Origin of the sequence: Kingella oralis, from assembly GCF_014054985.1 — a bacterium.
In the GTDB taxonomy this organism is placed as follows: Bacteria; Pseudomonadota; Gammaproteobacteria; order Burkholderiales; family Neisseriaceae; genus Kingella_B; species Kingella_B oralis.
The window spans coordinates 684,019-701,461 of record NZ_CP059569.1 but is presented as its reverse complement, the minus strand read 5'-3'; the positions used below and the strand labels follow the sequence as shown (position 1 = coordinate 701,461).

Genomic DNA, 17,443 nt, shown 5'->3' with positions numbered 1-17,443 from the left:
CCTCATCCACAACGCCCACCCCAACACCATGCCCACCCTCCCATCCCTCCTCACCCCCGCCCACACCGCCTACCAAACCGCCCTGCGCCGCCCCCAACACACCCAAGCCCAAATCCTGCACACCATCCTGCGCAGCAACCAACACAGCCAATTCGGACAACAACACAACTTCGCCCAAATCCACAGCCCCGAAGACTACGCCCAGCGCGTCCCCATCCAAAGCTACGAATCCCTCGCCCCCCTTATCGCCCGCCATGCCCACGGCGAGCGCAACCTGCTCACCAGCAGCCCCATCATCCAATTTGAAGAAACAGGCGGCTCCACCGCAGGCGCAAAACTCATCCCCTACACCGCCCCCCTGCTCACCGCCTTTCAACACGGCATCCACGCATGGTTTGCCGACCTCATCGCCCAGCGCCCCCACGCCTTTTCAGGCTGCCTTTACTTCATCATCAGCCCCGCCGCCCGCAGCCGCAGCCACACCGCAAGCGGCATCCCCATCGGCACAGGCAACGACCTAAACTACCTAGGCAGCGCACTCGCCCAGCGCATCGCCCCGCAAATACTCCACCAACCCCAGCTTGCCCAAGCCCAAAGCCCCGCAGACTGGCAAATCCGCACCGCCACCCTACTCGCTCAAAGCCCCAGCCTAAGCCTGATTTCTGCATGGAGCCCCACCCTGCTGCTCAACATCGTCCACACCCTGCACCAACAACAAGACACCATCTTACGCCACATCCCCGATGCCCACCGCCGCCGCACCCTTGCCCAAGCCCTAGCCCCCGCCATCCCCCGCACCCAACAAATCTGGACACAGCTAGACACCATCAGCTGCTGGGACAGCCACACCGCCGCCGCACCCGCCGCGCAACTGCGCCAACTGTTCCCCCATGCCCATCTGCAAGGCAAAGGACTGCTCGCCACCGAAGGCATCACCACCCTGCCGTTTTCAGGCTGCCTGCTGCCCGCGCTCACCAGCCACTACTACGAATTCGCCGACGAACACGGCCAAATCCGCCCCCTGCACCAACTGCAACACGGCAACCGCTACCGCCTTATTCTCACCACCCAAGGCGGGCTATATCGCTACGACATCCAAGACTGGCTGCTCGCTCAAGCCTCGCCCTACGCCCATGTGCCCAGCCTGCACTTTATCGGGCGCAGCAGCCTCACCAGCGACCTCGTTGGCGAAAAACTCACCGAAGCCTTTGCCGCCCAAGCCATCCGCCAAGCCCTCGCCCCCGTTTCAGGCTGCCTTTTGCTGCAAGGCACAAGCACCCCCACGCCCCACTACATCCTTTGGCACGAACCCACGTTCACCCCATCCGAAAACGCTCTCGCCGCGCTCAACACCGCCCTATGCGCCAACCCCCAATACCACTACGCCCAACAAATCGGACAGCTCGGCAACCTCACCGCCCACCCCCATCCCCAACTACTCGCCTACGCCAGCCAACACGCCCGCAGCCGCGTACTCGGCACGCAAAAAATCCCCCTGCTGCTGCCGCCCATCGCAAAAGCAGCCTGAAAAACCCGCGCAATCCAGTTAAAATACCCCCCTTGCCGTTTTCAGGCTGCCTTATCACCGCGCAAAGCCATCCATTGCGTCTTGTGCCAGCCAAACCGCTCAGGCAGCCTGAAAACCGGTATAACAAATTGCAGCGAAGCCCCGAGCCCAGCCCCAATCCCTTTCCCGCCAACCCTTCCCGCCGCCCCCAAGGCAGCCTGAAACCGATTCCATGTCCACACACAAAACCCCACTGCTAGACAAACTCCTAGACCGCAACCTGCTCAAAAACGGCGAAACCTACGACAAAACCTTCGTTTGGCTTTTGCTGTGCCTGCTCTGCTTCGGCTTGGTGATGGTGTATTCCGCATCCGGCGCGCAAGCAGGGCTAAACAGCTACGACAACCGCGGCTTCTTTCTCATCAAACAAACCCAATTCGCCCTGCTCGGGCTGGCCGTCTCGTTCGGGCTGATGCGCGTGCCCCTATGGCGCTGGCAACGCTGGACCACCTATCTCTTGCTGCTCACTCTAGCGGTGATGGCGGTCGTCCCGTTCACCGGCGAAATCGTCAACGGCGCGCGCCGCTGGCTCGCCACCCCGTTCGGCTTCAAAATCCAGCCCAGCGAGCTGTTCAAATTCATCACCATCATGTATATGGCGAGCTTTTTCAAACGCCGCGTCGATGTGCTGCACGACTTTCGCCGCGTGATTATGGTGGGCATGCCCATCGGCATCGGCATCGCACTGGTGGCGCTCACGCGCGACTTAGGCTCCGCCATCGTTATCTTCGGTATCTTTATCTGCCTGCTTTATCTTGCCAACGTGCCGATGAAATGGTTTTGGGGCGCGGTTAGCGTCATGATTGCCGTTGCCACGCTGATGATTGTTACCTCCGAATTCCGCATGCGCCGCATGGAAGTGATGTGGCAGCCATGGAAAGACCCCACCGGCGCAGGCTACCAAGGCTTGGGCTCGCTGCTTTCCATGAACCAAGGCGACCTGCTGGGCACAGGCTTGGGCAACGCCATCATGAAACGCGGCTTTCTGCCCGAAGCCCACACCGACTTCATCCTCGCCGTTATCGGCGAAGAGCTTGGCTTAATCGCCGTTGCCGCGCTCTCTTTTGTGTATCTCTGGATTATTTGGCGCGCCTTTTCCATCGGCAAACAAGCGCGCGACTTAGATTTGCATTTCAATTCATTTATCGCCACAGGCGTAGGCGTGTGGGTGGCGGCGCAAAGTTTTGTGAACATCGGCGTAAACATCAGCCTCTTGCCCAACAAAGGGCTAACCCTGCCGCTGATTTCCTACGGCGGCTCATCGCTGGTGATTATGCTGATTGCCTTTACCATGCTGCTGCGCGTGGACTACGAAAACCGCCTGCGCATCCGTGGTTTCTCCGTTGCCGACCCGCGCGAGCGCAAGGCAAAACCCAACACAAAGCAGCCTGAAAACGCATAATGCACAAGCAGCAAAAGGCAGCCTGAAAAGTATTTAGCATCACACAAGCACCGCTTTATATAAGCAAAAACAATTTTCAGGCTGCCCATCGCTCCCGTTTAATAAACAGCCCAACCAGAAAGCCCAACCATGACTCCCAAAACCATTCTCCTGATGGCAGGCGGCACAGGCGGACACATCTTCCCCGCCCTCGCCGTTGCCCAATCGCTGCAAAAACAAGGACACAACGTTGTATGGCTTGGCAGCCACGACAGCATGGAACAGCGCCTTGTGCCGCAGCACAACATCCCGCTGGAACTCATCGCCATGAAAGGCGTGCGCGGCAAAGGCCTGCTGCGCAAACTCGCCCTGCCCCTGATGCTGCTGCGCTGCGTTCAGGCTGCCAAAGCCGTCATCCGCAAACACCACATCGATGCCGTCATCGGCTTCGGCGGCTTTGTTACCTTCCCCGGCGGGCTCGCCGCCAAGCTCCTGGGCGTGCCGATTTTTGTGCACGAGCAAAACGCCGTGGCGGGCATGGCAAATAAACGGCTCGCCAAATGGGCAGCGCGCGTGTTGTACGCCTTTCCCCAAGCCTTCCCGCAATACCCCGATGGCTTAGTGGGCAACCCCGTCCGCGCCGAAATCGCCGCCCTGCCCGCGCCCGAAAGCCGCTTTGCCGAACGCCAAGGCAGCCTGAAAATCGCCATTGTGGGCGGCAGCTTGGGCGCGCAAGTGCTCAACGAAACCGTGCCCGCCGCGCTTGCCCTGTTGCCCGAAGCGCAACGCCCCCGCATCACGCATCAATCGGGGCGCGGCAATCTAGCCACGCTGCAAGCCGCCTACCAACAAGCAGGCGTAGCAGCCCAATGCATTGAATTTGTGGACGACATGGTCGCGCTATACCGCGAAGCCGATGTGCTGATTTGCCGCGCAGGCGCGCTCACCATCGCCGAGCTCACCGCCGCCGGCGTGGGTGCGCTGCTCGTGCCCTTCCCCTACGCCGTGGACGACCACCAAACCGCCAACGCGCGCTATATGGTCGCCGCCGAAGCGGGCTTGCTGCTGCCCCAATCGCAGCTTACCGCGCAAAAGCTCGCCCAAATCATCGGCGGCTTAACGCGCGAGCAATGCCTTGCATGGGCAAGCCGCGCCCGCACGCTCGCCATGCCGCACAGCGCCGATAAAGTCGCCGAGATTGTGCTGGATACGATTGATACCAAATAGGCTGATACAAAATAGGCAGCCTGAAAACGCCTCTCCCCTGTTTTCAGGCTGCCTACCGATACACCCAAACCCCATCCCCGTTCACAAGGAACCCCCCATGGAAAATTGCGCCTCCCTCCTCGCCTCTGTCGATTTAGGCTCCAACAGCTTTCGCCTGCAAATCTGCCAAAACAACAACGGGCAGCCGCAGCTGGTGGAAAACATCAAACACATGGTGCGCTTTGCCGGCGGCTTGGATGCCAACAAAAACCTAGACGAAGAAAGCCAAACCCGCGCCTTGGAATGCCTTGCCCAATTTGGCGAGCGGTTGCGCGGCTTTGCGCCCGAGCAAGTGCGCGCGGTGGCCACCAACACCTTCCGCGTGGCGAAAAACATCGCCCAATTTCTGCCCAAAGCCGAAGCCGCGCTCGGCTTTCCGATTGAAGTCATCGCAGGGCGCGAAGAAGCGCGGCTCATCTACACGGGCGTCATCCACACCTATCCCAACCACGGGCAAAAGCTGCTGGTGATAGACATCGGCGGCGGCTCAACCGAATTCATCCTCGGCAGCCAATTGCAGCCCACCCACACCGAAAGCCTGCCGCTGGGCTGCGTAACCTATTCCAAGCGCTTCTTCCAAAACAAAATCAGCCAAAAGGATTTTCAGGCTGCCGTTACCGCCGCGCGCGGCGAAATCCAGCGCATCAGCAAAATCTACAAACAACAAGGCTGGGACATCGCGCTGGGCACATCGGGCAGCGCCAAATCCATCGCCACCGTCATCGCCGCGCAAGACATGGGCGAACGCATCACGCTGGATGCCATGCGCGTGCTGGCGCGCAAAATTGCCGATGCGGGCAGCGTGAAAAAAGCCAAGCTCGAGGGCATCAAACCCGAGCGCGTGGATGTGTTTGCCGGCGGGCTGGCGGTGATGATGGCGGCGTTTGAAGAGCTGGGCATCGCAGGCATGGCGTTCAACGAAGCGGGCTTGCGCGACGGCGTGTTTTTTGACACCGTGGGGCGCAATGTCAACGAAGATTTGCGCGAGCAGACCGTGCGCCAATTCCAAGAGCGTTACCACGTTAGCCGCAACCAAGCCGAGCGCGTGGCGCAGCTTGCCTTGCAACTGCTGCGCCATTTGGCGCAAACCGCCACCGTGCAAGAGCTGGATTATTGGTCAAACTATGTGCGCTGGGCGGCGCAGTTGCACGAAGTGGGCGTAGACATTGCCCACACCGCCTACCACAAACACACCGCCTATGTGCTGGCCAACGCCGATATGTCGGGCTTTTCGCGCCCCGAGCAAGAGCTGCTGTCGATGCTCGCGCTGGGACAACGCGGCGATTTGAAAAAAATGGCCGACACGCTCAACCGCAACGACATCATGCGCTGGCACGCCGTGCTCGCCCTGCGCCTTGCCGTGCTGTTCTGCCGCGCCCGCCTGCCGCTGCAACTGCCGCAAGGTCTGTCGCTGCAATACGACAACCCAACCAACAGCTACACGCTCAAAGCGCCGCAAGCATGGTTGGACAACAACCCGCTCACCTCTGCCGCGCTGCAAGAAGAAGCCGAGCAATGGCAAAAAATTGAGCACCGGTTCAACGTGGTAGCCCAATAATGCCCCGCCTGCGCCACGCCCTTTACCGCCGCATCCAACGCCAATGGGCGAAACACTATTTCCCCAACGCCACCCTGCCCGCGCATGATGTCAGCTGCCCCGAATGCGGCTTGCAAACGCATCTGCCCAAGCTGCGGCAAGGGCAAGAAGCCGAATGCCCGCGTTGCCATCATCATTTGGCGAGCATTGAACCCGAGCCTTATCCCATTGTGCTGGCTTGCGCCATCGCCGCTCTGATTCTGATGCTGCTGGTGTATAGCCAGCCTTTTGTGCGCGTGATGATGACGGGGATGTATTCACGCCTCACGCTGCCTGAAATGATGATAACGCTCATCGGCAGCGGCAGATGGAGCTTTCTGGGCATCGTGCTTACCCTGCTCACTTTTGGCACGCCCGTGGTGTTTTTGCTGTCGTGTATTTATGTTTACAGCGCGTTGATTTTTGAACGCAACGTGCGTTATCTACTCGGCGCGGCTCGCCTGCTTACCCGTTTGCAAGAATGGATTATGGTGGATGTGTTTTTCATCTCCATGCTGGTGGCGTATATCAAGCTCAGCGCGGTGGCATCGGTGAAATTTGGCACCGCCTTTTGGCTGATGCCCGTGCTTGCCCTGTTGCTGCTGCGCACCGCCGTTGCCACGCCCAGCCATTGGGTGTATTACCAAATCCGCCGCGCCAAACGCCAACCCTTTTTTCAGGCTGCCCCCGATACCCTGTGTTGCAAACGCTGCCTGTTTTACCGCCCTGCCAGCGAAACATTTTGTGGCGTGTGTGGCTCCGAGCTGTTTCGCCGCCGCCCCGGCAGCCTGAAAGTGTCCGCCTGCTTTTTGCTTGCCGCCATGATTTTGTACCTCCCCGCCAACCTGCTCACCATTATGATTTCCACCAACCCGATGGAAAAAGAAGTCAGCACCATTATGAGCGGCATCATTTTTATGTGGAACAAGGGCGACCGCTTCATCGCCTGCGTGATATTCAGCGCCAGCATCGCCGTGCCCACGCTCAAAATCATCTCCATGCTCATCCTGCTATACAGCGCCGCCGTGCGCCCCCTGCTGCCCATCCGCATCCTATCCGTGCAATACCGCCTCACCGAGCGCGTGGGACGCTGGTCGATGATAGATATCTTTGTCATCATCATCATGATGAGCACCTTTCACACCAACATCGCCCGCGTAACCCCCGGCCCCGCCGCCATTTATTTCTGCCTTGTCGTCATCCTTACCATGCTCTCGGCGCATTTTTTCGATGTGCGGATACTGTGGGACAAAGCAGGCGAAAACGGCGCCCTCAGGCAGCCTGAAAAAACGCGCCGCGATGCGGAAAAAATAGCATGAATAGGCAGCCTGAAAACCCGCAGCTTGATATAATCCGCCCTTTTTCAGGCAGCCCGAACAGGCACCCCATGCCCCAAACCGCCCGCGCCGCCATCACTTTCAACCCTTAACCCTTGTTTCGTTTGTTCCGCTTGTGTCATGACTCATCGCACTTTGTCTTTTCACTACCCCGATTTCAAACAGGTTTACACCGCATCACCGCGCTACACCTTGCGCCACGCCAAATTCGCGCTGCGCCGCCTGCTCATGAACCGCCAAATCACCCGTTTTGAACGCTATGTGAACGCCGCGCCGCACGCGCAATATTTTTTCCACCGGCACGAGCGCGAAGCCTATCCGCTTTTGCATCTATTTGCCGACAAACGCTTTGGCGCAACCCGCCGCCGGCAAATCATGCAATCGGATTTGGAAGCCGCGTTTAAACTGTTTGGCGCAAAAATCTTTAACCGAATCAGCCAGAAACCCTATTATTGCCTGCTGTCCGAATTGCCCGAAGGCTACCAGCTTTGGCTCAACCGCAACGACCAATTATCAGACGAAGGCTGGTGGGCCTTGTCGCTGCGCGACAATCAAGGCGAGCGCATCTACACCGCATTGTTTGCCTTTTTGCCGCCCAACGCCCTGCTCGTCTGCTCGGTGCAAGGCCCCAACACGGCAGACGCCAAAGACGTGGTGCGCCAAATGACCAAAACGCTGCACGGCTTGCGCCCGCAACAATTCATGATTAGCGCGCTGCAACTGTTTTCAGGCTGCCTGAAAACCACTCCGCTGTTGGGCATCGCGCAAGATAATCAGGTGAAACTGCGCTGGGCGTTGAAAAAACGCGTGCAGATTGATTACGACGAACTCTGGGCAAACGCGGGCGGCACACGCCATGAACAAGACGGCTATTGGCATCTGCCCGCTCGGCCCGAGCGCAGAGACGAAACGGAAATCAAAAGCCAAAAGCGCGCGATGTACCGCCGCCGCTATGCCATGCTGGATGAAATCGCCGCGCAAATGCAGCGCGTGTTTTCATCGTCCAATCATCATTCAACAAAAACAGAAAGCGAATAACCATGACCTGGGAAACCGTAATCGGATTGGAAATCCACGTCCAACTCAACACCAAATCCAAAATTTTCAGCGGCGCGAGTACCGCCTTTGGCGCCGAGCCGAACGCGCACGCCAGCGTGGTGGAATGCGCGCTGCCGGGTACGCTGCCGGTGATGAACCGCGAAGTGGTGGAAAAAGCGATTAAGCTCGGCTTGGCGCTGAACGCCACCATCAACCGCAAAAACGTGTTCGACCGCAAAAACTATTTCTATCCCGACCTGCCCAAAGGCTATCAAATCAGCCAGTTGGACTTGCCGATTGTGGAACACGGCAAGCTGGAAATCGTGGTGGGTGATGAAGTGAAAACCATCAACGTAACCCGCGCCCACATGGAGGAAGACGCGGGCAAATCGGTGCACGAAGGTTTGAACGGCGCCACCGGCATTGACCTGAACCGCGCCGGTACGCCGCTGTTGGAAGTAGTTTCCGAACCCGAAATGCACTCCGCCGCCGAAGCGGTCGCCTACGCCAAAGCCCTGCACGGGCTGGTAACTTGGCTGGATATTTGCGACGGCAATATGGCCGAAGGCTCGTTCCGCGTCGATGCCAACGTGTCCGTGCGCCCCAAAGGGCAGGCGGAGTTTGGTACGCGCCGTGAAATCAAAAACTTAAATTCTTTCCGCTTCTTAGAGCAGGCGATTAACTACGAAGTGGAAGCGCAAATCGAGATTTTGGAAGACGGCGGCAAGGTGCAGCAGGCAACCATGCTGTTTGACCCCGACAAGGGCGAAACCCGCGTGATGCGCCTGAAAGAAGACGCGCACGACTACCGCTATTTCCCCGACCCCGACCTGCTGCCCGTCATCATTTCCGACGAACAACTGCAAAAAGCCCGCGAGCAGATGCCCGAGCTGCCCAAAGAAATGGCGGCGCGCTTTGTCAACGAGTTTGGCGTAAGCGAATACGATGCCCGCCTGCTCACGGTTTCTCGTTTTCAGGCTGCCTATTTTGAAACAGCCGCAAAAATAAGCCAACAGGGCAAACTGGTTGCCAACTGGATGAACGGCGAATTGGCGGCGACGTTGAACAAAGAAGGCTTGGAGCTTTCAGGCTGCCCCATCGCCGCCGAACGCCTCGCCGCGCTGGTGGGCAAAATCGCCGACGGCACACTCAGCAGCAAGCTGGCGAAAAAAGCCTTTGAAGCGATGTGGGCGGAACCCGAAGCCACAATCGAACAAATCATTGAAAAACACGGCCTGGTGCAAATCACCGACACCGGCGCGATTGAAGCGATGGTAGACGAAGTGCTCGCCAACAACGCCAAAGCCGTGGAGCAGTTTAAAGCGGGCAACGAAAAAGCCCTCAACGCGATTGTGGGGCAGGTGATGAAAGCCAGCAAAGGCAAGGCGAATCCCGCGCAGGTGCAGGAGTTGGTGAAAGCCAAGCTGGGGTGATGCAGCAAACCTATTTTGGCTTCGCCGAAGCTGCGTTTTCAGGCTGCCTATTCGGATAAGGCAGCCTGAAAACACACAAAACCCATTTTCAGGCTGCCTTTGCCACAAAAGGAGACGGCAAATGAAAACAAACTGGAAAACCCCTGCTGCGCTACCTGCCGCTGGCGTTATGGCTGCTGATACTGGCAGCGAATACCGCCAATGTTTGCCTTAACGACTCATACTGGGCAGCGCAACCGCCGTCCGACTACACCGCGCAAATGCAGTTTGAAACGCGCTTGGCGTTTCTGCTCACGCTAACCGTATTCAGCTTCCCACTCGGCACCGCCGCCGTCTTTCTGCTCTCGTGGCTACCCGAATGGCTGCTGCCCCAGCACGGCATGCCCGACAACCTGTACCTTGCCATAGCGGCATCTGTTAGCACGCTGGGCTTTTATGCCCAATGGTACATCCTCCTCCCGCGCCTGCTGCGCCGTTGGAAAAACCGCCGCGATAAGGCAGCCTGAAAACCGTTTTCAGGCTGCCTCCCAATTCTCCGATGACAAACCAACGCCTTATCTGCCTCAGTCTCGCCGCCGTATCGCTCGGCTTATTGATGCTTGCCGCCGATATGTACCGCGACGATGCCGCCGTCCGCGATCGGATGGACTACCTGATTGCCGAAACTGAAGCCTACCGCCGCAGCCACCGGCTGCAATCCGACAACCTGGCCGACGCGCTGCGCCGAAAAAGATCAAGCGTTCCCGATGCCTCGTCCGAATGCGCATTCTACGACCCCAAGCTGCCCGGACGCGGCGACTGCTATTTCACGCCCTTACCCAACAACGGCTACGCGCTCACCGTAATCGGCCGCCATTACGGCGCAGTTTACGATTCCGAAACCGGCCGCATCCGCACCGGCAACGCCTATACGGCCGCATGGGGCGACTGACGGCAAAGCAGCCTGAAAGCCGCAAACCCCATTTTCAGGCTGCCTAAGCGCTCATCCAAACCACCCTGCTCACCACACACAGAAAGAATTCGCCATGAACCTACACTCCCCCGACCTCTGCCGCGTCCGCGCCGTTACCGCCTTTGTTTCGCTCACGCCCGATGCGGCAGGCTGGCAGAGCGCGCTGGCGGATGCCAAACGCCAGTGCGACCGCCTCGCCGCCGCCTTTGCCGCCGCGGACTACACCGTCCAATCCGTGCGCATCGTCGCCAATCCCTTCGGCGAATATTTAGACACCAGCAGCCCCGCCTCCGCCAAACAAGGCTTGGCGCGCATCCGCGACATCCTGTCCTCGCTCAACCAAAACGGGCTGCGCATCCGCTTTGCCGTAGGCGAAGCCCGCACCACCGCCGAAATCGCCCTGCTGCCCGAACTCATCCGCGACTTCGGCGACCTCGCCAACGCCTGCGTCAATGTCGCCGCCGACGCAAACGGCATTCCCGACCACGCGCAAATCGCCCGCTGCACCGCCGCCGTGCAGGAAATCGCCCGCATCACCCCGCGCGGCGAAGGCAACTTCAACTTCACCGTTAATTTCAACTGTGCCCCGCTGATTCCCTACTTCCCCGCCGGCTACCACCGCAACGCGCACGGCAGCATCGTCGTCGGCCTGGAAACGCCCGACCTGCTCGCCGCCGCCCTGCGCGCCTTGGACAACCGCCCCGCCGAGCAGTCCGCCTTTCTGCAGACGGCCTGCCAAGCCATGCACCACGCCCTGCAATATCACGCCGACGCCGTGCAGGCCGTGATTGCCGCCACGCCGCTGGACGCGGGCTGGCACTACGCCGGCATGGACACCTCTGCCGCGCCGTCCAAAAACTGCACCTCGATGGCGGAAATCTACCGCCTGCTGCGCGTGCCGCATTTCGGCGCCTCCGGCAGCATCGAAGCCTCCGCCCTGCTCACCCGCGTGTTCAAAACGCTGGACAACGTGTGCGCCGTCGGCTTTTCCGGGCTGATGCTCGCCGTAACCGAAGACAGCGGGCTGGCCGCCGCCAGCCGCGTGCCCACCTTCGACTTGCGCGCGCTTTTAACCTACAGCAGCGTGTGCGGCATCGGGTTGGACACCGTGCCCGTGCCCGGCGACACCCCCGCCGCCAAAATCAACGCCGTGATGGCCGACACCGCCGCCCTCGCCTTCCGCCTGAACAAACCGCTCACCGTGCGCCTGTTCCCCGTGCCCGGCCTGAAAGCCGGCGACAGCACCCGGTTTGAAAGCGACGATTTGTGCAACTGCGCCGTGCTGGCGGTGGCGTAGCGAGCAGGCAGCCTGAAAACCATTTTCCCGTTTTCAGGCTGCCTTTTTGCCGCGTAAACAAAATGAACATTGGTGTTTTCCATGCGGCAAAGCCCTCCCGCCCCCATCCCTGAAACGAAAAGGACACCCCATGCGAAACGACGACAACTACTACGGCTACCACAACGACTACGACAGCGGCATGCTGTATCTGATGGAGCAGCCCGCGCTGCGCCCGCTCGGCGACGCGCCGGTGTGGCTCAAACACGCGCTGCTGATGCTGGGCGGCAAGCTGCTGCAATGGGTTTTGGCGACGGTGTTGATGTTCGCCAGCATCATAGCGATGGGTTCTGTGCTGCTGTTTGCGCTGGGCGCATTGGGGATAAACCAAGCCGTGCAGCAAAAGGAAATGTGGGCGTGGGCGGTGGTGCTGATTGTGGTGTGGTTTATCAACATGCTGCCGATGGTTTTTTCGGCGGGCTTTGTGGCAATCGCGGCAGGCGTGGCGGAAGACGGCGAATTCGCGTTCAGGCGGCTGTTTGCAGGCTTTGGCGAACAATTTGGGCAGTTGGTCAAACTGGCTTTGTTTTGGATGCTGGCGGCGTTTGCGCTGGGCATGCTGCTGGGCATCGCCAAGCCGGGCAGCTCGCCGTGGGTTTTCCTGCCGATGGTATTGCTGTTTTTGCTGTGCAACTGGATGGTGCTGCCCTTGATTATGCTGCAAGGCGTGTCGCCCTTGGATGCCATTTGGATGAGCCTGGTAGGCAGCCTGAAAAACATCGTGCCGCTGGCGGGCTTTGTGGTGGTGATGCTGTCGCTTGTGTTTGGCGTTTGGATGGTCGCCATGACGGGGTTCGCTTCGTTTGCCCGGGATGGGTTCAGCTCGGTTTTTTTGCTTTTGATGCTGATTTTTTACACTGCGCTGTTCACCGTGTTTCCGATTATCAGCTATGTGTCGTACCGCAATATTTGGACGAGCGCGCTGCTGAAATAGGCAGCCTGAAAATGCAAAACCGCGTGGCATCAAACCAAGCGGTTTTTTGTTTTTCAGGCTGCCTATATAGCGCAGTGGCGGCTCGCCGGCATTTCGGCAACGAACAAACGCAGCCCGATGCCGCAAACCATTTGGCGGCATTCCGCCGCTGCTTCATTTTGGTTTTCAGGCTGCCTTAGCCCGCTGCGCCCAGCACCGCCGCAATCAATTCTTGCGCGCCGTCATCCGCCAGCTTTTTGGCAACGGCGCGACCGAGCGCGTCGGCGTATGCGGCGGGGGCTTGCGCTTGCGCGGTCAGAATCACCGAGCCGTCGGGATGCCCCACCAAGCCGCTGAGCGTGAGCAAGCCGTGGTCGTCTGCCGTGCAATAGGCGGCGAGCGGCACTTGGCAGCTGCCGCCCAAGGCGCGGGCAAGGGCGCGTTCGGCGGTTACGCAGGCGGCGGTTTTGGCATGGTTGAGCGGCAGCAACACGTCAATCAAATCGGTGCGGTGCGCGGCGATTTCTATGCCCAGCGCGCCTTGCCCTGCGGCGGGCAGGCTGTCGGCGGGGGGCAGCACAGCTCGGATGCGCTCGTGCAGTTCCAGCCGTTCCAGCCCTGCGGCGGCAAGGATGATGGCGTCGTAGTCGCCGTTATCCAGCTTGGCGAGGCGGGTTTGCACGTTACCGCGCAGCGGGCGGATGGTGAGATGCGGGAAGCGGGCGCGCAGTTGCGCTTCGCGGCGCAGGCTGGATGTGCCGACGATTGCGCCGTGTGGCAGCTCTTCCAGCCGCGTGTAGCGGTTGGAAACGAATGCGTCAAACGGGTTGGCGCGTTCGCCAATCGCCGCCAGCGTAAAGCCTTGCGGCAAATCCATCGGCACGTCTTTAATAGAATGCACCGCCAAATCGGCGCGGTTCTCTTGCAGCGCGGTTTCCAATTCTTTGATAAACAAGCCTTTTCCGCCGATTTTGGATAGGGTTTTGTCTAAAATCTGGTCACCTTGCGTGGTCATGCCGATGATGTGGATTTGGCATTGCGGATACAGGCTTTGCAGTTGGGCTTGGATATGGCGGGCTTGCCACATGGCGAGTGCGCTTTCGCGGCTGGCAATGGTGAGGGTTTGGGGTATAAGAGGATGGGACATAATATTCGGCGAGATTAAATAGGCAGCCTGAAAAAGGGAGCGTGGTTTCAGGCTGCGCTGGGGTGGAAGTATTAGCGGATATTGGGCGCTGTATTGCGGTGTTTCAGGCTGCCTGTCACGCTGGGTTGATGGGGATGTTGCTGCTGTTGCCTGCGGGCGGGCGCAAAATTTCGCAGGTGGGCGCGTTCACCAAATCCGCCAGCGTGTAGCCGTCCAAATGGTTGATAAAGGCGATTAAGCCGCTGTTTAAAATTTGGCTTAATCGGCAAGTGGGGGTAATCAAGCATTGGTTGTTATCGCCAAAGCACTCGGCAAGCTGCAACGGCTCGGTTACGCGCACCACCGTGCCCACGCGGATTTTTTCGGGCGGCTGGGCGAGCTTCAAGCCGCCGCCTTTGCCGCGAATGCTGGTTAAAAAACCGCCTTTTACCAGCGCGGTTACCACTTTCATCAGATGGCTTTTGGAGATGTTATACGTTTCGGCAATCGTGCCAATATTCACAAGGCTTTGGTCGTTTACCGCCGCGTAAATCAGCACGCGCAAGGCATAGTCGGTTTGTTGGGTTAAATACATATTGTTATTTTGTTGCAGGGTTAAGGGCAAAGTTTCATAATACGCGCATCTTATACATTAAGTTTTAACACAACACAACAAAACAATAAATAGGAAACGCAAATTATGAAACGCCATTCTGTTTTAATTGAGCTATCGCAAGAACATCATCACACCCTTGCCCTGTGCCTGCGCATTTTGCGCGCGCCCGAGCAAAACCATCAAACAGATATCACCGAGCATTATGTTGATTTAGAACAGCATTTTATCCACGAAGAAACGCTGTTCGCGCCCTTGTGGGACAAACTCAACCGCCCCGAATTGCGCCAACGCTTTGAACACGACCACGCCGAATTGCGCCGCCTGTTCCGCGAAGCGCAGTTTGACCGCGCCGAATGGAACACCACCTTCGCCACGCTGCTGCGCGACCATGCGCGGTTTGAAGAGCGCGAGCTGTTCCCCGCGATGGAACAAAACGCCTTGCCGCCCGAATGATTTTCAGGCTGCCTGATGCGGTAAACACAAAAGGCAGCCTGAAAACAAGATTGAACAACGCTAAAACAATCCATAACCACAAACCACCCCCAAGGACACCCAACCATGAGCCTAGAAAACATCGCCGAGCCCACCCCGCCGCAAATCCCCAAATCCACGCTTTCCTATCTCAACCCCAATCATCCTGTATGGGCGATGGCGTTTCGCCCGCTTTATTTGCTCACCGCGCTGTATGCCGTTATTTCCATTTTGCTGTGGGGCTTTGGCTACACCGGCACACGCGCCATGCCCGCCTTCTTGTGGCACGCGCACGAAATGGTGTGGGGCTACGGCGGCGCAGTCGTGGTCGCCTTTTTGCTCACCGCCGGCGCAACGTGGACGGGGCAGCCGCCCGTGCGCGGCAAGTTTCTGATGGCGATTGTGGGCTGCTACATCGCCGCCCGCATCACCGCCTTTTTGCCGTGGGGCTGGCTCACAGGACTTTTTGGCACAGCGTTCTACTGGCTCGCTAGCTACGGCATGGGCGAAGCCGTGTGGGTGAGCCGCAACCAGCGCAACTACATCGCCGTGGTCGCGCTATTCTTGCTCGGATGCAGCCACCTTGCGTTCCACATCGCGCTGGGCAGCCACCCCGCCGCGCTCACCAACGGCTTGCTGTCGGGCTTGATTTTGGTGGCGGGCTTTATTGGCTTGGTGGGCGGGCGCATCATTCCATTTTTCACGTCCACGCGGCTGAACACGCCCCGCATCAATAGCCCGCAATGGGCAATGGTCGGCTCGCTTGCCGCACCGATGGCCGCCGCCGCGCTGATGATGACGCAAACCGCCGTTGCCCTCGCGTTCTACTTTTTGCTGTTTACCGGCATTATGGGCTGCGTGCAAAGCAAACGCTGGTTTCATAAAGAAATTCTGGGCGAGCCAATGCTGTGGACGCTGCATTTGGGCTATGTGTTTACCTCCATCGGGCTGGTGGTGCTGGCGCTGGGCTTTATTAGCCCCAAACTCACCAGTTTGGGCACGCACCTCATCGCCGTGGGCGGCATCGGCTTGCTCACGCTCAGCATGATGACGCGCACCGCGCTGGGGCACACAGGGCGCACCATCTACCCCGCGCCCAAATACCTGCCCTACGCCTTTTGGCTGATGATTGCCGCCACCGTCATGCGCGTTGTCGCCGCGTTTGTGCTGCTGCTTGCGCCAAGCTGGTATCAACACGCTCTGGCTTGCTCGGCGCTGCTGTTTGCCGCCTCGCTGGCGATTTATTTCGTGCGCTATTATCCGTGGCTCACCCAGCCGCGCATTGATGGCAAAGCGGGCTAATCGCGCGAACAGAGGCAGCCTGAAAACCAAAATGGAGCGGCGACGGCTCGTCGCCAAATATGATTTTCTGACGGACAACATCAGCAAGCCGACAACGCTCTACTGGGTTACAGATTGAGCAAAAAATGCAGCCTGAAATGAACAAACGGGTTTAACCCCGCTCACTCGTTTTAGCTTCGCAACTCCGCTTCGCTACGCAGGCTGCCTTCATCCAATGACCACGCCCACTTCACACCCCCCCAAGGCAGCCTGAAATAAACACTCAATCCCATTTCAGGCTGCCTTATCACACGAGTCCCCCTCATGACCACCCTCACCCTCGCCGCCATCCAACTCACCAGCACCCCCCGCATCGCCGACAACATCGCCGCCATGCAAAAACTTGTCGCCCAAGCCGCCGCCGCAGGCGCAAACTGGGTGCTGCTGCCCGAATACTGGGCGATTATGGGACTGCGCGATGCCGACAAACTCGCCCACGCCGAACCCTACGGCGCAGGCATCTTGCAAACCGCGCTCGCCCAAGCCGGCCAGCAGCATCAAATCCACCTATTCGGCGGCACCATTCCGCTTGCCAGCAACACGCCGAGCAAAGTCCACAACAGCCTGCTGGTATACAGCCCCAGCGGCGAATGCCTGTCGCGCTACGACAAAATCCACCTGTTCAACTACCAAACCGCCAGCGAGCGCTATTGCGAAAGCGACACCCTGCTGGCAGGCGAAACCATCCCCCAACTTGAAATCAACGGCTGGCGTGTCGCCCAAGGCATCTGCTACGACCTGCGCTTCCCCGAGCTCTTCCGCGCCCAAGCCCCCACCGACCTCATCATGCTGCCCGCCGCGTTTACCTACGCCACAGGCAAAGCCCATTGGGAACTACTGCTGCGCGCCCGCGCCGTAGAAAACCAATGCTATGTTGTCGCCGCCGCGCAAACAGGCACCCACGAAAACGGACGGCGCACCTTCGGGCACAGCATGATTATCGACCCGTGGGGCGACATCATCGCCATGCAGCCTGAAAACGAAGGCATCGCGCTGGCAACCATTGATAAAGCCCGCATCCAAGCCATCCGCGCAAGCCTGCCCGCCTTGCAGCATCGCGTGTTGTAAGCAATAAACGGCTTTCAGGCTG

18 protein-coding genes are annotated in these 17,443 nt (G+C 59.0%); 16 read left to right on the top strand and 2 right to left on the bottom strand.

The window, feature by feature from the left end; translation table 11 throughout:
• The first annotated feature begins 28 nt into the window (after positions 1–28).
• The 12 genes from H3L93_RS03745 (at position 29) to H3L93_RS03690 (ending at position 12,999) form a co-directional block, all read left to right on the top strand.
• Positions 29–1,528, top strand: a complete 1,500-nt coding sequence (locus tag H3L93_RS03745) for a GH3 family acyl-acid amido synthetase (RefSeq protein ID WP_003796740.1) — start codon at positions 29–31, stop codon at positions 1,526–1,528.
• Between the two features lie 211 nt (positions 1,529–1,739).
• Positions 1,740–2,969: a putative lipid II flippase FtsW gene (ftsW, locus tag H3L93_RS03740; protein WP_003796743.1), complete on the top strand. Its 1,230-nt coding sequence runs from the start codon at positions 1,740–1,742 to the stop codon at positions 2,967–2,969.
• 129 nt (positions 2,970–3,098) lie between these two features.
• Complete coding sequence (gene murG / locus H3L93_RS03735) at positions 3,099–4,175, top strand: undecaprenyldiphospho-muramoylpentapeptide beta-N-acetylglucosaminyltransferase (RefSeq protein ID WP_003796747.1); 1,077 nt, start codon at positions 3,099–3,101, stop codon at positions 4,173–4,175.
• A 97-nt stretch (positions 4,176–4,272) separates the two neighbouring features.
• Entirely contained in the window at positions 4,273–5,772 is a 1,500-nt protein-coding gene (gene ppx, locus H3L93_RS03730) for an exopolyphosphatase (RefSeq protein ID WP_003796749.1), read from the top strand.
• A complete protein-coding gene (locus H3L93_RS03725; protein WP_003796752.1) occupies positions 5,772–7,109 on the top strand; it encodes a paraquat-inducible protein A in 1,338 nt (445 codons plus the stop codon). Before ppx ends, H3L93_RS03725 begins: the two co-directional genes overlap by 1 nt.
• A gap of 138 nt (positions 7,110–7,247) precedes the next feature.
• A complete protein-coding gene (locus H3L93_RS03720; RefSeq protein WP_003796755.1) occupies positions 7,248–8,165 on the top strand; it encodes a VirK/YbjX family protein in 918 nt (305 codons plus the stop codon).
• Positions 8,166–8,167: 2 nt separating this feature from the next.
• Positions 8,168–9,598 (top strand): Asp-tRNA(Asn)/Glu-tRNA(Gln) amidotransferase subunit GatB, encoded by a 1,431-nt coding sequence (gene gatB / locus H3L93_RS03715; protein WP_003796757.1) that lies wholly within the window; start codon positions 8,168–8,170, stop codon positions 9,596–9,598.
• A gap of 260 nt (positions 9,599–9,858) precedes the next feature.
• Positions 9,859–10,104 carry a hypothetical protein gene (locus H3L93_RS03710; RefSeq protein ID WP_003796759.1) on the top strand — a complete coding sequence of 82 codons (246 nt, stop codon included), beginning with the start codon at positions 9,859–9,861 and terminating at the stop codon, positions 10,102–10,104.
• Between the two features lie 32 nt (positions 10,105–10,136).
• A complete protein-coding gene (locus tag H3L93_RS03705; RefSeq protein ID WP_003796761.1) occupies positions 10,137–10,529 on the top strand; it encodes a hypothetical protein in 393 nt (130 codons plus the stop codon).
• A 94-nt stretch (positions 10,530–10,623) separates the two neighbouring features.
• On the top strand, positions 10,624–11,847 hold the full coding sequence (locus tag H3L93_RS03700; RefSeq protein WP_003796762.1) for a DUF711 family protein: 1,224 nt from the start codon (positions 10,624–10,626) through the stop codon (positions 11,845–11,847).
• A gap of 130 nt (positions 11,848–11,977) precedes the next feature.
• Entirely contained in the window at positions 11,978–12,820 is an 843-nt protein-coding gene (locus H3L93_RS03695) for a diguanylate cyclase family protein (RefSeq protein ID WP_003796764.1), read from the top strand.
• 11 nt (positions 12,821–12,831) lie between these two features.
• Positions 12,832–12,999 carry a hypothetical protein gene (locus H3L93_RS03690; protein ID WP_155803155.1) on the top strand — a complete coding sequence of 56 codons (168 nt, stop codon included), beginning with the start codon at positions 12,832–12,834 and terminating at the stop codon, positions 12,997–12,999.
• Here the strand turns inward: H3L93_RS03690 and hemC are convergent.
• Together hemC and H3L93_RS03680 are read right to left on the bottom strand one after the other, a co-directional pair.
• The gene (gene hemC / locus H3L93_RS03685) at positions 12,996–13,946 is read right to left on the bottom strand and encodes a hydroxymethylbilane synthase (RefSeq protein ID WP_003796767.1); all 951 of its coding nucleotides are present in this window, start codon (positions 13,944–13,946) and stop codon (positions 12,996–12,998) included. The genes H3L93_RS03690 and hemC overlap by 4 nt on opposite strands.
• A gap of 115 nt (positions 13,947–14,061) precedes the next feature.
• The gene (locus H3L93_RS03680; protein ID WP_003796769.1) at positions 14,062–14,520 is read right to left on the bottom strand and encodes an RrF2 family transcriptional regulator; all 459 of its coding nucleotides are present in this window, start codon (positions 14,518–14,520) and stop codon (positions 14,062–14,064) included.
• 105 nt (positions 14,521–14,625) lie between these two features.
• Here H3L93_RS03680 and H3L93_RS03675 point away from each other — a divergent pair, with 105 nt between their 5' ends.
• From H3L93_RS03675 to H3L93_RS03665, 4 genes are all read left to right on the top strand, one after another.
• Positions 14,626–14,994, top strand: a complete 369-nt coding sequence (locus tag H3L93_RS03675) for a hemerythrin domain-containing protein (protein WP_003796771.1) — start codon at positions 14,626–14,628, stop codon at positions 14,992–14,994.
• Between the two features lie 105 nt (positions 14,995–15,099).
• On the top strand, positions 15,100–16,314 hold the full coding sequence (locus H3L93_RS03670; protein WP_003796773.1) for an NnrS family protein: 1,215 nt from the start codon (positions 15,100–15,102) through the stop codon (positions 16,312–16,314).
• On the top strand, positions 16,298–16,432 hold the full coding sequence (locus H3L93_RS13290; protein ID WP_281365036.1) for a hypothetical protein: 135 nt from the start codon (positions 16,298–16,300) through the stop codon (positions 16,430–16,432). The genes H3L93_RS03670 and H3L93_RS13290 overlap by 17 nt, the downstream gene beginning before the upstream one ends.
• A 185-nt stretch (positions 16,433–16,617) precedes the next feature.
• Positions 16,618–17,421 carry a carbon-nitrogen hydrolase family protein gene (locus tag H3L93_RS03665; RefSeq protein ID WP_003796779.1) on the top strand — a complete coding sequence of 268 codons (804 nt, stop codon included), beginning with the start codon at positions 16,618–16,620 and terminating at the stop codon, positions 17,419–17,421.
• Positions 17,422–17,443: the final 22 nt, after the last annotated feature.

What these genes read in the sequence shown, in the direction of transcription:
- ppx (WP_003796749.1), top strand. Translation starts at nt 4,273, where the DNA reads ATGGAAAATTGCGCCTCCCTCCTCGCCTCTGTCGATTTAGGCTCCAAC.
- H3L93_RS03700 (WP_003796762.1), top strand. Translation starts at nt 10,624, where the DNA reads ATGAACCTACACTCCCCCGACCTCTGCCGCGTCCGCGCCGTTACCGCC.
- H3L93_RS03695 (WP_003796764.1), top strand. Translation starts at nt 11,978, where the DNA reads ATGCGAAACGACGACAACTACTACGGCTACCACAACGACTACGACAGC.
- H3L93_RS03670 (WP_003796773.1), top strand. Translation starts at nt 15,100, where the DNA reads ATGAGCCTAGAAAACATCGCCGAGCCCACCCCGCCGCAAATCCCCAAA.
- murG (WP_003796747.1), top strand. Translation starts at nt 3,099, where the DNA reads ATGACTCCCAAAACCATTCTCCTGATGGCAGGCGGCACAGGCGGACAC.
- H3L93_RS03710 (WP_003796759.1), top strand. Translation starts at nt 9,859, where the DNA reads ATGCAGTTTGAAACGCGCTTGGCGTTTCTGCTCACGCTAACCGTATTC.
- H3L93_RS03745 (WP_003796740.1), top strand. Translation starts at nt 29, where the DNA reads ATGCCCACCCTCCCATCCCTCCTCACCCCCGCCCACACCGCCTACCAA.
- gatB (WP_003796757.1), top strand. Translation starts at nt 8,168, where the DNA reads ATGACCTGGGAAACCGTAATCGGATTGGAAATCCACGTCCAACTCAAC.
- H3L93_RS03690 (WP_155803155.1), top strand. Translation starts at nt 12,832, where the DNA reads ATGCAAAACCGCGTGGCATCAAACCAAGCGGTTTTTTGTTTTTCAGGC.
- H3L93_RS03705 (WP_003796761.1), top strand. Translation starts at nt 10,137, where the DNA reads ATGACAAACCAACGCCTTATCTGCCTCAGTCTCGCCGCCGTATCGCTC.
- H3L93_RS03665 (WP_003796779.1), top strand. Translation starts at nt 16,618, where the DNA reads ATGACCACCCTCACCCTCGCCGCCATCCAACTCACCAGCACCCCCCGC.
- ftsW (WP_003796743.1), top strand. Translation starts at nt 1,740, where the DNA reads ATGTCCACACACAAAACCCCACTGCTAGACAAACTCCTAGACCGCAAC.
- H3L93_RS03680 (WP_003796769.1), bottom strand. Translation starts at nt 14,520, where the DNA reads ATGTATTTAACCCAACAAACCGACTATGCCTTGCGCGTGCTGATTTAC.
- hemC (WP_003796767.1), bottom strand. Translation starts at nt 13,946, where the DNA reads ATGTCCCATCCTCTTATACCCCAAACCCTCACCATTGCCAGCCGCGAA.
- H3L93_RS03675 (WP_003796771.1), top strand. Translation starts at nt 14,626, where the DNA reads ATGAAACGCCATTCTGTTTTAATTGAGCTATCGCAAGAACATCATCAC.
- H3L93_RS03720 (WP_003796755.1), top strand. Translation starts at nt 7,248, where the DNA reads ATGACTCATCGCACTTTGTCTTTTCACTACCCCGATTTCAAACAGGTT.
- H3L93_RS03725 (WP_003796752.1), top strand. Translation starts at nt 5,772, where the DNA reads ATGCCCCGCCTGCGCCACGCCCTTTACCGCCGCATCCAACGCCAATGG.
- H3L93_RS13290 (WP_281365036.1), top strand. Translation starts at nt 16,298, where the DNA reads ATGGCAAAGCGGGCTAATCGCGCGAACAGAGGCAGCCTGAAAACCAAA.